At 64.8% G+C, this 13,685-nt stretch carries 8 protein-coding genes; 4 read left to right on the top strand and 4 right to left on the bottom strand.

The window, feature by feature from the left end:
* Nucleotides 1-17 precede the first annotated feature (17 nt).
* Nucleotides 18-1,226 carry an acetyl-CoA C-acetyltransferase gene (locus FNA46_RS00575; protein WP_142880395.1) on the bottom strand — a complete coding sequence of 403 codons (1,209 nt, stop codon included), beginning with the start codon at nucleotides 1,224-1,226 and terminating at the stop codon, nucleotides 18-20.
* A 189-nt stretch (nucleotides 1,227-1,415) separates the two neighbouring features.
* Entirely contained in the window at nucleotides 1,416-3,209 is a 1,794-nt protein-coding gene (locus tag FNA46_RS00570) for an acyl-CoA dehydrogenase C-terminal domain-containing protein (RefSeq protein ID WP_142880394.1), read from the bottom strand.
* 448 nt (nucleotides 3,210-3,657) lie between these two features.
* Between FNA46_RS00570 and FNA46_RS00565 the strand changes: the two genes are divergently transcribed.
* The 4 genes from FNA46_RS00565 to FNA46_RS00550 all read left to right on the top strand — a co-directional run bounded on the left by FNA46_RS00565 (nucleotide 3,658) and on the right by FNA46_RS00550 (nucleotide 10,656).
* The gene (locus tag FNA46_RS00565) at nucleotides 3,658-7,266 is read left to right on the top strand and encodes a peptidoglycan-binding protein (protein WP_142880393.1); all 3,609 of its coding nucleotides are present in this window, start codon (nucleotides 3,658-3,660) and stop codon (nucleotides 7,264-7,266) included.
* A gap of 203 nt (nucleotides 7,267-7,469) precedes the next feature.
* A complete protein-coding gene (locus tag FNA46_RS00560) occupies nucleotides 7,470-8,399 on the top strand; it encodes a sulfite exporter TauE/SafE family protein (RefSeq protein ID WP_142880392.1) in 930 nt (309 codons plus the stop codon).
* On the top strand, nucleotides 8,396-9,211 hold the full coding sequence (locus tag FNA46_RS00555; protein ID WP_142880391.1) for a TIGR02186 family protein: 816 nt from the start codon (nucleotides 8,396-8,398) through the stop codon (nucleotides 9,209-9,211). The genes FNA46_RS00560 and FNA46_RS00555 overlap by 4 nt, the downstream gene beginning before the upstream one ends.
* A 134-nt stretch (nucleotides 9,212-9,345) precedes the next feature.
* Nucleotides 9,346-10,656, top strand: a complete 1,311-nt coding sequence (locus tag FNA46_RS00550) for a histidine-type phosphatase (RefSeq protein WP_142880390.1) — start codon at nucleotides 9,346-9,348, stop codon at nucleotides 10,654-10,656.
* A gap of 63 nt (nucleotides 10,657-10,719) precedes the next feature.
* Here FNA46_RS00550 and pdeM read toward each other — a convergent pair whose 3' ends face one another.
* A complete protein-coding gene (pdeM, locus tag FNA46_RS00545; protein WP_142880389.1) occupies nucleotides 10,720-11,448 on the bottom strand; it encodes a ligase-associated DNA damage response endonuclease PdeM in 729 nt (242 codons plus the stop codon).
* A gap of 204 nt (nucleotides 11,449-11,652) precedes the next feature.
* Nucleotides 11,653-13,685, bottom strand: a 2,033-nt coding sequence (locus FNA46_RS00540; RefSeq protein WP_142880388.1) for a ligase-associated DNA damage response DEXH box helicase, incomplete at its 5' end; no start/stop codon positions are given.

The following is a 13,685-nucleotide window of genomic DNA, read 5'->3' as shown; positions in this document are numbered from 1 at the left end:
GGAGGGTTGGAACCCCATCAAACCCTCTCGATCACCGTTGCCGTGCCCATGCCGGCGCCGATGCAGAGCGTGACCAGCGCGGTGTTCAAATCGCGCCGCTCCAGCTCGTCCAATACCGTGCCGAGGATCATTGCGCCGGTAGCTCCCAGCGGATGGCCCATGGCGATCGCGCCACCATTGACGTTCATGATGTCGTGCGAAATGTCGAAAGCCTGGCAATAGCGCAGCACGACGGCGGCAAACGCCTCGTTCAGCTCGAAAAGATCGATATCGGAGATCGACATGCCGGTCTTCTTCAGAAGCTTTTCCGTCACGTCGACCGGGCCGGTCAGCATGAGGGCCGGATCGGAGCCGATATTGGCGAAGGCCTTGATCCGCGCACGGGGCTTGAGACCCATGCTCTCGCCGCCCGCCTTCGAGCCGACAAGCACGGCTGCCGCACCATCGACGATGCCCGACGAATTGCCGGCGTGGTGCACGTAGGTGATGCGCTCCACCTCCGGGTGCGCCTGAATGCCGACGGCTTCGAAACCGCCCATTTCGCCCGGCATCTGGAAGGACGGGTTGAGCGCTGCCAGCGCCTGCATGTCGGTGCCCGGCCGCATGTGTTCGTCACGGTCGAGAATGACGAGACCGTTCTGATCCTTCACCGGAAAGACGGACTTGCTGAAGTAGCCCTTGTCCCAGGCGTTCGCCGCACGTTTCTGGCTTTCCACCGCATAGGCATCAACGTCATCGCGTGAAAAACCATATTTTGTGGCGATCAGATCTGCAGACACGCCCTGCGGCATGAAATAGCCTGGGAAGTTGACGGAGGGGTCCATGTACCAGGCGCCACCCGACATGCCCATGCCGACGCGCGACATGCTTTCGACGCCGCCAGCAATGACGATCTCGTCCGAGCCGGCGGCAATCTTGCCGGCCGCGAAGTTGACGGCATCGAGACCGGAGGCGCAGAAGCGGGAAATCTGCATGCCCGGCGCCTTGGTGGAATAGCCGGCCTCGAAGGCGGCGGCCTTGGGGATCACGGCGCCCGCATCCATCACCGGATCGACGCAGCCCATGATGATGTCATCGACGGTGGATGTGTCGAGCCCGTTGCGGTCGCGGATCGCTTCCAGCGTTTTTGCGGCGAGACGAACGGAGGGAACCTCGTGCAGGGAACCATCCTTCTTGCCACGGCCGCGCGGCGTGCGCACATGGTCGTAGATATAGACTTCGGTCATTGTCTCTCTCCCTTGGGCGCGCTGACGTTGCCGCGCGCTTTCCATCAGTTAGCGGACAGCGCCGCCTGTTTTCCCGTCTCCCCGATGGGGAGACGTGTCGTGCGCATGCAGGGCCGAAGGGGCCTCATCGTTGCTTGCCCCCTTATCCAACCCTTCGGGCCGCCTTCTCCCCGAGGGGAGAAGGAAAGGTCAGAATGCCTCAGCCGCCAGTTCCATCAGCGTGTCGCTGCCGGCTTCGATCCGGGTCTTGCGCAGCGCCGTTTCCGGCATGATCTTGTCCATGTAGAAGCGGGCCGTGGCAAGCTTGGTGTTGAGGAAATCGGTGCGCTCGTCGCCGGCGGCCAGCAGATCCTGTGCCGATTTCGCCATCTTCGCCCACATGTAGCCAAGCATGACCAGACCGAAGAGATGCATGTAATCGGTGGAGCCGGCCCCGGCATTGTCGGGCTTTGCCATGGCATTCTGCATGAACCACATGGTCGAGGCCTGCAGGTCGTTCAAGCCTTTCTTCAGGGCCTTGGTGAAGGGGGCCATCTGTTCGTTCGCACGGTTTTCCTCGCAGAAATCGCCGATTTCCTTGAAGGCCGCCATCACGGCGCGGCCGCCGTTCAGCGCCAGCTTGCGGCCGACGAGGTCGAGCGCCTGGATGCCGTTCGCGCCCTCGTAGATCATGGCGATGCGGGCGTCGCGCACATACTGGCTCATGCCCCATTCCTCGATATAGCCGTGCCCGCCATAGACCTGCTGCGCCATCACCGCATGGTCGAAGCCCTTGTCGGTCATGACGCCCTTCAGGATCGGGGTGGCGAGACCGAGCAGATCGTCCGCCGCCTGCCGTTCCTTCTCATCGGAGGAGCGGTGGGCGATGTCGGATTTCAGCGCCGTCCACAGCATGAAGGCGCGGCCGGCCTCGTTGAAGGCCTTGATCGTCATCAGCGTGCGGCGGATGTCGGGGTGGACGATGATCGGATCGGCCGCTTTGTCCGGTGCCTTGGGGCCGGAGAGCGCGCGGCCCTGCAGACGATCCTTCGCATAGGCAACCGCATTCTGGTAGGCGATCTCGGCAATCGCCAGGCCCTGCAGGCCGACGCCAAGCCGCGCCTCGTTCATCATGACGAACATGGCGTTCAGGCCCTTGTTTTCGGCGCCGATCAGGTAACCGGTCGCCTCGTCATAATTCATCACGCAGGTGGCATTGCCGTGAATGCCCATCTTGTGCTCGATGGCGCCGCAGACGACGGAATTGCGCGCGCCGACAGAGCCATCCTCGTTGACCAGGAATTTCGGCACGATGAACAGCGAGATGCCCTTTGTGCCCGCCGGTGCGCCTTCGATGCGGGCCAGCACCAGATGGACGATATTGTCCGTCATGTCGTGCTCGCCAGCCGAGATGAAGATCTTCTGGCCGGAAATCTTGTAGCTGCCATCACCGTTCGGCACCGCCTTGGTGCGCAACAGGCCGAGATCGGTGCCGCAATGGGGTTCCGTCAGGTTCATGGTGCCGGACCAGATGCCTTCGACCATCTTCGGCAGATAGGTCTGCTTCTGTTCGTCGCTGCCATGAACGAGGATCGCGGCGATCGCGCCCTGTGTAAGGCCCGGATACATCATCAGCGCCATGTTGGCGGCGGAGGTATATTCGCCGACGGCGGCGTGCAGCGTGTAGGGCAGGCCCTGGCCGCCGAACTCTTCCGGCACGGCAAGCCCGATCCAGCCGCCCTCGCGATAGGCGTCATAGGCCTGTTTGAAGCCCTTCGGGGTCTTCACCGTACCATCCTCCGCGCGCGTGCACCCCTCCTGATCGCCGGAATGGTTGACGGGGAAGAGCACCTCTTCCGAGAGGCGGGCAGCCTCGGTGGCGATCGCCTCGATCATTTCGGGGGTCGCATCGGAAAAGCCGGGAAGGTTGTTGTAGCGCTCGATGCCGAGCACATCCTTGAGGACAAACAGCGTATCGGCAACGGGGGCCTTGTAGACAGGCATTCGCGAACTCCTCCAAATCAGCGGCCGGATGGACCGGCATCCATAGTCCTACAAAATATTGACGTGCGCGTAAACGTCAATTGAAGAAATCGCACATTCTCGTCAGCCTCGGCGCGGATCCCGGATGCGGCAGGGCCACACCGGCGGTACCGGAAGGACGGGTGCCCGAAGAAGCAGCATACCGGCACCGCCAGACCCGGAAAGCAGACGCCATGGTTAAAACTTCGTCCACCATTAAGACGGTATTAACTACGTCAGGCGAAATGATGGGCCACGCCGTTGCGTTCGTGCTTCGGCCACTGGGCAGAGGGATTGCCGGGCCATGGCTCATGGGAATGTGCCCTGCACGGCAGGCGCAAGACACCGCGGGCTCCTGACCATTCCGACAGCCGAACCGGTGGCCACGCCGCAACACGAGCCGGACGCGCGCAGTCGAAACGAGTAGAACATGAACGGATCACGCCTCAACCCGAATCTCCGCGGCGAACGCTCCTCGCTCGATGCGCTGAACCGCACCATCGAAGGGCTTGAGGCGCGCATCGAAGACCTGCTGAAAACCTCGGCTTCGCGTGATCCGAGGGCTGCCGAACTGCGCCAGCGGGTCGAGGCACCGATGTCCGAACGGCGGTTGCCCGAGCGCCGCCGTGCGGTGGAACAGGATACGCTGCAGGAAATCCGCCAGCGTCAGCGCATGCTGGAAGCCGCCCGCGAACGCCGCACGGACATGGCCGAGCGCCCGCTGCGCAGCGACATGCTGGCCGAACCGCAAATGTTTGCCGAAAGAGGCCGTGCAACCGACGCCCGCCCGCCCTATGCCGATGCGCCGGCAAGGCACGCCGCGAGGACACATCCCGCAGCCGATGCCGGCATCGGCAGCGTCGCGGAGGCTCTCAACGAATTGCGGCGCGAACTGCGCCATGACATCAGCGAAAACATTGCCCGCGAGATGCAGGTGCTGCGTGCCGACGTGCAGTCCATGCAGGGGTTGGCGAACGGCAAGCGACTGGATGACGACCTGCGCGACGAACTGGCGCGACTGGCAGACAGCGTCGATGCCGTGAGCCGGCGCATGCCGGAGGCTGCCGAGAATCTGCGCGCCGATCTGGACGCCTTGCGCGGCCTGATCGATGACATGGCAAGCCGCACCGACGCCGAACCGGCCGAACGCCGCTGGACGCTGCTGGAGGCGCGGCTGGATGAACTGGACGCTGCCGGCATTCGCAAGGAACTCATCGCACTCGCCTACCGCATCGATGGCGTGAAGGCGGAGCTTGGCGTGATGGCCGACAGCCCCGCCATCCGTGCGCTGGAAGACAAGATGATGATGCTGGCCGCTGCGGTCGAGGACCTGTCGGCGCGGCCGCAGGACAGCGAGCAGGTGGCCGGTCATCTGTCGCATATCGACATGCGGCTCGACGAGATCACTCGCGCCGTGGCGATCAACAACAACCGGTCCCGCAACGAAGCGGCCGAACATCAGGCGCTGCGGATCCTCGAAGAAAGGCTGGTCGATCTCAATGACAAGATCGACGGCCTGTCGCGCATGCAGGACGCCTTCCGGCTGGAGGAGCGGCTGGAGGAACTGGCGGAGGTCTTTGCCCGCCAGCCGCAACAGGAACTGACCGGCACGCTCTCAGACCTCGCCCGCAAGATCGATGCGCTTTCCGAGACGCGCAACGCAGACACGCTGGCCGAACGGCTTGACCGGCTGACACGCCGTCTGGACGAATTCGATGGCTTCGCGCCCGCCGCAACGGAGCCGGGTCTGGAGCGGCTGGAAAGCCGCCTCGATGCGATTGCCACCCGTCTCGATGAAGCATCGCGCGCGCCTCGCGACGACCAGCAGGCGCTGCGCAATCTCGAAGCGCAGATCACGCATCTGTCCGGTCTTCTGAATGGACAGCGCCCGGATGCCGGCCTGTCCCCGGAACTTGACCAGCGCATGGCCGCGATCGAAAACTACATGGCGACCAGCGACGAATATGTGCTGGAAGCGGCACGTCAGGCGGCCGAATCCGTGGCGGAGGCCTATGCCCGCAGCGGCCAGCCGGCCAGCAACAGGGAGCCCTCCGGCGAGCAGGCAACGCTTCTGGCGCTTGCCGGCGACCTCAGGCAACTGGAGGAACTGGCCCGCGGCTCCGAAGAGCGTGCGCAGGAAACCTTCAGCGGGCTTCACCGGACACTGGTTCAGATTGCCGAACGTCTGGACAAGATGGAGGACCGGCTGTCTGAGCGCCCGCTGTTCGGCGCGGGCTCTCTCCCGCGCGAGCGGCAGGATGCCACCGCCCATCGCCCGCCGATGGCCGTACGTGACCCGGTGGAGGCCGACGAGGCACCGCGCGGGCTGCTGGCGCGCGTCGCCGAACAGCTCAATGCAGAAACCGCCGCCGGCACCGATCTTCTGACGCCGGACGCCGGCCATGATCCGGAGCGCAACGACGAGCCTCCGCGCAAGGGTCTCCTCGCAAAGCTGTCCGATCGGCTGCGCCCCCCGGCGCGCGCGCGCGACCAGGAGGCCGTCCGGCCGCCTGAGCGCACCCTGGTGGACCCCGCCCCCACCCTTGACCCGGTCGAGGCGATCGCTGCCGACACCGAGGAAACCGAACTGCTGGAGCCGGGCTCAGGCGTGCCGGATGTCCGCAAGATCCTGGAGCGCGTGCGCGCAGCCCAGGCCGCATCTGCTTCTACCGGACCATCCGAGGTCGGCGAGGATGGCGAACGGATCGATTACATTGCCGCCGCCCGCCGCGCCGCCCGTGCCGCCGTGCAGGAAGTGAACCCAGCCGCGGCCGATCTGTCCGCGCGCGCCGGGCGCAAGCAGGCTAGCTCGACGCAACGTGGCCTGAAGGCAGCACTTGCCCGGCATCGCCGGCCGATCCTGATGGCGATCGGTGCGGTGCTGCTCGCCCTGATGGCCGTGCCGCTGGCCGGCACGCTGACACGCGGCGAGAAGGTTCAACGCCCGATCCCGGCAACGACCGCACCGACGACGGCTCCCGCCGCAGCAAAGCCGGTCGCTGCTCTGGTGAAACCAGCCGAAACGACGCCCGAGACCACGGCCCAGACTGCCCCCGCAATGCCTTCCCCGACAGAAGCGGCAGCATCAACGGCCGCGCCTGCCGCGACACAGGCCAATGCCCCCCCTGCACCGCAGGCATCCCTCGCTGCTGCACCGGCGGCCGGCGACGGCATTGCCGTTCCGCCTGGCATCCGCCCGCAGCCGCTTGCCGACGCCGCCGCAGCCGGCAATCCGCAGGCGCTGTTCGAGGTTGCCACGCGCTTTTCCGAAGGCCATGGCGTGGCTGCCGATGCGCAGGAGGCTGCCCGCTGGTATCGGATGGCCGCCGATCGCGGCTATCCGCCGGCGCAGTATCGTCTGGGCAGCCTTTACGAAAAGGGCAACGGGGTCGTGCGCGATCTGGGCCAGGCGCGACTGCTGTATGAGGCGGCCGCAAAGGCCGGCCATGCCGGCGCCATGCACAATCTCGCCGTTCTCTATGCCTCGGGTGCGACCGGCAGCGTGGATTACACCACCGCCGTGCGCTGGTTTGCAGAAGCGGCCGAGCACGGCGTGGCGGACAGCCAGTTCAACCTCGCCATCCTCTATGCCCGCGGCAACGGTACCGCGCAGAATCTTGCCGACTCCTACATGTGGTTCTCCATCGCCGCCGCCGGCGGTGACAGCGATGCCGCCGCCAAACGTGACGACGTGGCGCGCGCCCTGAAGCCGGCCGAGCTGGACGCCGCCCGCCAGAAGGCGACCAGTTGGCAGCCGCAGCCGCTGGATGCCCGCGCCAATGGCACCAACATGCCGCAGGACTGGGTGGAAAAGGGCAATGGCTCCGCCTCGATCGACATGGACAAGGCGATCCGCAACATCCAGGCCATCCTGAACCGCAGCGGCTATGATGCCGGCCAGCCGGATGGGCTGATGGGCCGCAAGACGCTGGCCGCCATCAAGGCCTTCCAGCGTCAGAACGGGCTGCCGGATGACGGAAACATCAGCGAGGCGCTGGTGCGCAAGCTCCTGGCGCAGAACGAGGCGCGCGGCGCATGAACCTTTTCACCACAGGCACCGAAAAAGCTGGCGCCTGAAGGGCTTGTCAATTGACTCCCATGCCTGCCCGTCGCATGACGATAGCCTGTGTTCGTGCGGCAAAGCGACTGGCACGGGCAAGACCGACGTAAACGCCGCAACGGGCGGACCCTCACCGCGATGCCGCCCGCGAGGGCGTTGCTGTTTCTGTTCGAGAGGCGCCCGTGACTGTCTATCTGCCCATTGCAGAGCTGTCGGTGAACATCTTCATCATTCTCGGCATGGGCGCGGCCGTCGGCTTCCTGTCTGGCATGTTCGGTGTCGGCGGCGGTTTCCTGATCACGCCGCTTCTGATCTTCTACAACATCCCCCCCGTCGTGGCCGTCGCCACCGGGGCAAACCAGGTGGTGGCTTCCTCCGTTTCCGGTGCCATCAGCCATTTCCGGCGCGGCACGCTGGACATGAAGCTCGGCTCGGTGCTGCTGGTCGGCGGTCTGGCCGGGGCTTCCGCGGGTGTATGGATCTTCTCCTGGCTGCGAAAGGTCGGCCAGCTGGATCTGATCATCTCCCTGCTCTACGTGGCCTTCCTCGGTACGATCGGAAGCCTGATGCTGGCCGAAAGCCTGCGCGCCATGCGCCGTGCGGCCCGCAACGAACCCATGCCGCTGCGGCGTCCAGGCCAGCACAACTGGGTGCACCGCCTGCCGCTCAAGATGCGCTTCAAGAAATCGAAACTCTATCTGTCGGCCATTCCGGTGGTGGCGCTCGGCTTCGGCATCGGCATCCTCACATCTGTCATGGGGGTCGGCGGCGGCTTCATCATGGTGCCGGCGATGATCTATCTCCTGCGCATCCCGACCAGCGTCGTGGTCGGCACCTCGCTGTTCCAGATCATCTTCGTCACCGCCTACACGACCATCGTACAGGCGGCCACCAACTATTCGGTCGATATCGTGCTCGCCAGCATCCTGATGATCGCCGGCGTCATCGGTGCGCAATACGGGGTGCGGGTGGGGCAGAAGCTGCGTGGCGAGCAGTTGCGCGCGCTTCTCGGCCTGCTGGTGCTGGCGGTCGGCCTGCGTCTGGCGGTGGACCTCGTCGTGACGCCTGCCGATCTCTATTCGCTCTCCATCGGAGGCTTTGCCAGCCGATGAGGATGCCTGTTGTCCCCTGCCTTTTCGCGCTCCTGTTGACCGGTTTCTGCGGCGCCCTGCCTGCCGCCGCCCAGGTGCCGCTCGGCACAGGGCCGTCCTCCATACGGGAAGGACTGGAGATCGGCACCTCCACCAGCGAGATCGCCATCACCTCGGAATTCCGCGGTGCGGACCTTACCGTGTTCGGCGCGCTGACCAATGCGGACGAGCTTTTTCTCGCCATTGGCCAGTATGACGTGGTGGTCACGCTGGAGGGGCCGCGCGATGCGGCGACCGTGCGACGCAAGGAACGCGTCTTCGGCATCTGGATGAACACCCAGTCGGTGACCTTCGAGCAGGTGCCGGAATCCTATTCCATGGCCAGTACGCGACCGCTGGAGGATATTCCCCGATCCCCCTCGGCACCGCGCATGGCCGTCGGCATCGAGCATCTGGCACTCTCGCCGATCGGCTATGTCGGCAATGCCCTCTCGGTCGCCGAATTCCGCGAGGCCTATCGACGCCTGAAGCTGTCGGGCGGGCTCTACCAGCGCGATACGGCCGGGGTGCGCTTTGTCAGCCCGAGCCTGTTTCGCGCCACGCTGCGCCTGCCCGCCAATGTGCCCGACGGGGTGCATGTGGTGCACGCCTATCTGTTCAAGAGCGGCGAACTGATCCTGCAGCGCGACCTGCCGTTGCGCGTGGTCAAGACGGGTCTTGAGCAGACGATCACGGATGCCGCGCACCAGCAGCCGCTGCTGTATGGTCTGGTCTCGGTTCTGATCGCCCTCGTGACCGGCTGGGGTGCGAGCGTGCTGTTTCGCAGGGAGTAAGAAAGCCCCTCTTCAGCACACTGTCGCACCGGCATAATATCGTCTTCCTACAGTCCTGATCCGGACAGGCGCGAGCGACCGGTCTGCCGTTCGCACCTCGCCTGTTCGCCACCGTCACCACCCGCGGAGCCCCGATGTCACGCGCAACCCTTCTTCTGGCCGCCTGTCTTGCCCTTTTCGACGGGGGCGTCGCCAGCGCCGCAAACTTTACCGTCGACAAGCATGTCTCGATCATGCGCCACGGCGTTCGCCCGCCGACGAACAGCCGCAAGCTTGCGATCTACCAGCGCAACGACTGGCCGTTCTGGGATGTCGCGGACGGCATGCTGACGACACATGGCGCCGCCGTGACCCAGCGTCTGGCGACCTGGCAGGTGGCGATGCTGCGGCAGAAGGGACTTGTCCCCACCGAAGGCTGCCCGACAGCGGGCAACGTGTTCGCCTGGGGCAATGGCGCGGTCCAGCGTACACTTGATACCGGAAACGTGCTGCTGGAGAACATGTTTCCCGGCTGCGGCCTGACGGTCGGCCACAACGAGACGAAATACATCGATCCACTCTACGACACCGCCAGCACGCCCTACGGTGCTGTTGATCCGGAAAAGGCCAGCAAGGCCATTCTTGAAGCTGCCGGTGGCGATCTGAATGCGCTGAAGGCCAAGGCCGAACCGCTGATGAAGGAACTGGATGCCATCACCGAGTGCGAGGGAAAAAGCAATCCCTGCTCGATGGTCAACCGCCCCTGGACGATCGACGTCGCGCCGGCAAAGGGCGCCATTCCCGCCATCGTCTCGGTGAAAGGACCGATCGCCGATGCGGGAACGCTGGTCGAGCTGTTCATGCTGGAATATGCCAATGGCTTCCCCATGCGGCAGGTCGCTTTCGGCAAGCTGAAGGGGGCAGACGACATCATTCGCCTCTCGGCGCTACGCCAGATGAAGTACGACATCGGCAATCGCGTTCCGTATCTTGCCGCGCGCGACGCCTCCAGCTTCTTCAATCAGGTCCTGCTGTCACTGGCGCAGGAGCCCGGCAAAAGGTCCGACGACCAGCCGGGACCACCGAATGCCCGCTTCGTTCTGTTCATGGCCAGCGACACGCAGCAGGCGGAGGTGGCGGCCATGCTCGGCATTCACTGGCATATTCCGCCCTATCTCGATGACGAAACGCCGCCGAACGGCGCCCTGACCTTCGAGCGGCTGCATGACGACAAGGGCAGAGCCTATGTCCGGCTGGGCTTTACCGCGCCGACACTGGACCAGATCCGCAGCGCCTCGCATCTCAATGCCGCATCGCCGCCAGTTCAGGCGGATATCGCGGTGCCGGGCTGCGAAAGCGAGAGCATCAACGGCGCCTGCCCGCTGGACCGCTTCCTGCAGATCGCCCGCGCCACGCTCGACATGGACGCCGTCATTGACCAGGACTACCGCCCTCCCATCAGATAGGGCCGGTCGAGGCGTCCTGTCCCACAATGCGGCAACCATTCGGGCACCTTTGCCGGCGCCGCGTCAACCGATCAGGCTGCCGAAGCGCACGGAATAGATCCGGTCGCGCCCAAGAAGATGGGCAATCAGGTCGTTGCGGTCGAACAGGCCGTGCATGGCCTTGTGCTTGAGATCGAGCCCGCCGGTCAGAACGCCAAAGGCCGGCATCACCAGCCGCTTTCCATCGGTTGCAAAGCAGGCACGCCGCACATAGCGGCCGCGCCGGCTGACGGTGGCGGAAGGGTGCAGATGTCCCGCCACCTCGCCTCGGCCGGAAATCAGGCTGGGCTCATGGCGAAAGACGAGGCCGGAAAGCGCAAGCTCATCCGCCGAGCGGCCGGGCAGATCGAACACGCCATCCGGATCGTGATTGCCGTTGACCCAGATGAAGTCGCGGCCGGAAGCGAGCGCGCGGATCATCGCGCGGAATTCCTCCGGCATCAGCTGCGAGCCGCGCCGGTCGTGAAAATTGTCACCGAGCGAGATGACGGTCTTCGGGTCGTAGCGGGCAATCACCGCCGACAGAAGATTGAGCGTCGCAAGAGTATCATAGGGCGGCAGCATCATGCCGCGCCGTGCGAAGGCGGCGCCCTTTTCCAGATGCAGATCCGAGACGACCAGACATTCCTCCGCCGGCAGATAGAGCGCGCCCAGCGGATCGCAGAGGGCCGCAACGCCGTTCACACGGATCTCGGCGCCGGAAACCGGGGGCTGGATGTCTGCGGCGGAGAGCGCCAGTCTGTGGTTCATCATCGTCGTTTACATCTTGCCGATCGCAGTCTCATGCGGGCGCTTGTTCTCGTTTGTCGGTTCTGGAAAACCGGTTTCAACGCTTGCCTGACCCACTCTCATCGCCCCTCACCCCGCCAACGCTGACGCATATCCCCTTCGTCCCGACGGGGGAGAAGGTGCCGGCAGGCAGATGAGGCGGACGCGTCGATCGAAGCCAGACCTTGGTTACCCCATCGCCTCAGCAATCAGCTCGTCCGCAGCCTCCTCCAGCACCAGATCCTGCCCCTCGCCCGCCACCGGCTCGCGGCCGATCTCCAGCATGACGGGTACGGCGAGCGGCGAGACCCTGTCCAGCCCGCGATGAATCACATGCCCCTTGATTCGCGCCAGCATAGCGCCAAGCCGGCCGATGTCCAAAAGTCCCGATGCCGCATCGCGACGCGTTGCCTCGAGCAGGATGTGATCCGGTTCATGGCTGCGCAGCACGTCATAGATCAGGTCGGTTGAGACGGTCACCTGCCGGCCGGTTTTTTCCTTGCCCGGATGGCGACGCTCGATCAGGCCGGAAATCACCGCGCAATAGCGGAACGAGCGCTTCAGCATATAGGATTCGGCAAGCCAGGCTTCGAGATCGTCGCCCAGCATGTCCTCGTCGAACAGCTCGGAAAGCGAAAGCTGCCCGCGGACGATCATGTCGCCCATGTCGTTCAGCGACCAGATCGCCAGCGCATAGTCATTGGCCACGAAACCGAGCGGCCGGGCGCCGGCCCGTTCCAGCCGCCGGGTCAGCAGCATGCCGAGCGTCTGGTGCGCCAGCCGTCCCTCGAAACAATAGGCGACGAGGAAGAAGCGGTTGCCGCGCGGAAAGGTCTCGATCAGCAGTTCGTCACGCTTCGGCAGCATCGACTTCTGCTTCTGGATCGCCAGCCATTCCCGCACCTGCTCGGGCAGGACGGACCAGCGGGAGGTATCGGCCAGCATGGCGCGCACCTGATCGGCGAGATAGGTGGAAAGCGGAAACTTGCCGCCGGCATAGGCCGGGATCTTCGGATCCATCGAAAAGGCATTGGTGACGAGGCATTCGTTTTCCCGGATGCCCTCGAAACGCAAGACCTTGCCGGAAAACAGGAAGGTATCGCCCTGCACCAGCTGTTCGAGGAAATATTCCTCGACCTTGCCGAGCGACAGGCCGCCACGCCCGAGCGACCCCAACTGGTTGCGCTTCACCAGCCTGACGTTGAGTTCCGTATCCTCGACAATGGTGCCGAGGTTCATGCGATATTGCTGGGCGATCTGCGGATTGGAGACCCGCCAGCGCCCCTCTTTCGTCCGGCGAATCTTGGCATAGCGCTCATAGGTGCGCAGCGCATAGCCGCCGGTCGCGACGAAATCGACGATGCGCTCGAACATCTCCCAGCTGATCCCGGCATAGGGCGAAGCGCTCGTCACCTCCTCATAGAGGGACAGTGCGTCGAAGGGCTCGGCGCAGGCCATGCCGAGCACATGCTGGGCCAGCACATCGAGCGCGCCCTCACCGACCGGCGGCGTGTCCTGGGCGCCGAGATAGTTGGCATCAAGCGCCGCCTGGCATTCCATCACCTCGAAACGGTTGGCGGGCACCAGAATGGCCTTCGACGGCTCGTCCATGCGGTGGTTGGACCGGCCAATGCGCTGGGCAAGACGCGAGGCGCCCTTCGGCGCCCCGACATGCACGACGAGATCCACATCGCCCCAGTCCAGTCCCATGTCGAGTGTCGAGGTGGCAACGACGGCACGCAGCCGGTTGGCGCTCATGGCCGCCTCCACCTTGCGGCGCTGGCTGACATCGAGCGAGCCGTGATGCAGCGCAATCGGCAGGCTGTCCTCGTTGATCGTCCAGAGTTCCTGAAACAGAAGCTCGGCCTGGAAGCGCGTGTTGACGAAGATCAGCGTCGTCCTGTGCTTGCGGATCTCCTCGTAGACCGAGGGAATGGCATAGGTCGCCACATGGCCTGACCAGGGAATGCGCTCCCCGCTCGTCATGATCGAAATATCGGGCGCAGCACCGCCGGTGACATGCACGAGACCGGCCGGCGGGGCCGGCTTCTCGCCCTGCGGCACCAGCCAGCGCTGCAGGTCCAGGGGATCGGAGACGGTCGCCGACAGGCCGATGGTGCGCAGGCCCGGCGCGTGTTTCCGCAGCCGCGCAAGCCCCAGCGACAGCAGATGACCGCGCTTGGAGGTGACGAGTTGCATTCGCTCGTCACCTCCAAGCGCGG

It is taken from the genome of Affinirhizobium straminoryzae (genome assembly GCF_007004135.1).
GTDB lineage: Bacteria > Pseudomonadota > Alphaproteobacteria > Rhizobiales > Rhizobiaceae > Neorhizobium > Neorhizobium straminoryzae.
Note: the sequence above shows the minus strand (reverse complement) of the source record. Positions and strands in the feature narration are given on the sequence as shown.

Coding starts and splice junctions, on each gene's coding strand:
- FNA46_RS00565 (WP_142880393.1), top strand. CDS start 3,658: ATGAACGGATCACGCCTCAACCCGAATCTCCGCGGCGAACGCTCCTCG.
- FNA46_RS00555 (WP_142880391.1), top strand. CDS start 8,396: ATGAGGATGCCTGTTGTCCCCTGCCTTTTCGCGCTCCTGTTGACCGGT.
- FNA46_RS00575 (WP_142880395.1), bottom strand. CDS start 1,226: ATGACCGAAGTCTATATCTACGACCATGTGCGCACGCCGCGCGGCCGT.
- pdeM (WP_142880389.1), bottom strand. CDS start 11,448: ATGATGAACCACAGACTGGCGCTCTCCGCCGCAGACATCCAGCCCCCG.
- FNA46_RS00550 (WP_142880390.1), top strand. CDS start 9,346: ATGTCACGCGCAACCCTTCTTCTGGCCGCCTGTCTTGCCCTTTTCGAC.
- FNA46_RS00570 (WP_142880394.1), bottom strand. CDS start 3,209: ATGCCTGTCTACAAGGCCCCCGTTGCCGATACGCTGTTTGTCCTCAAG.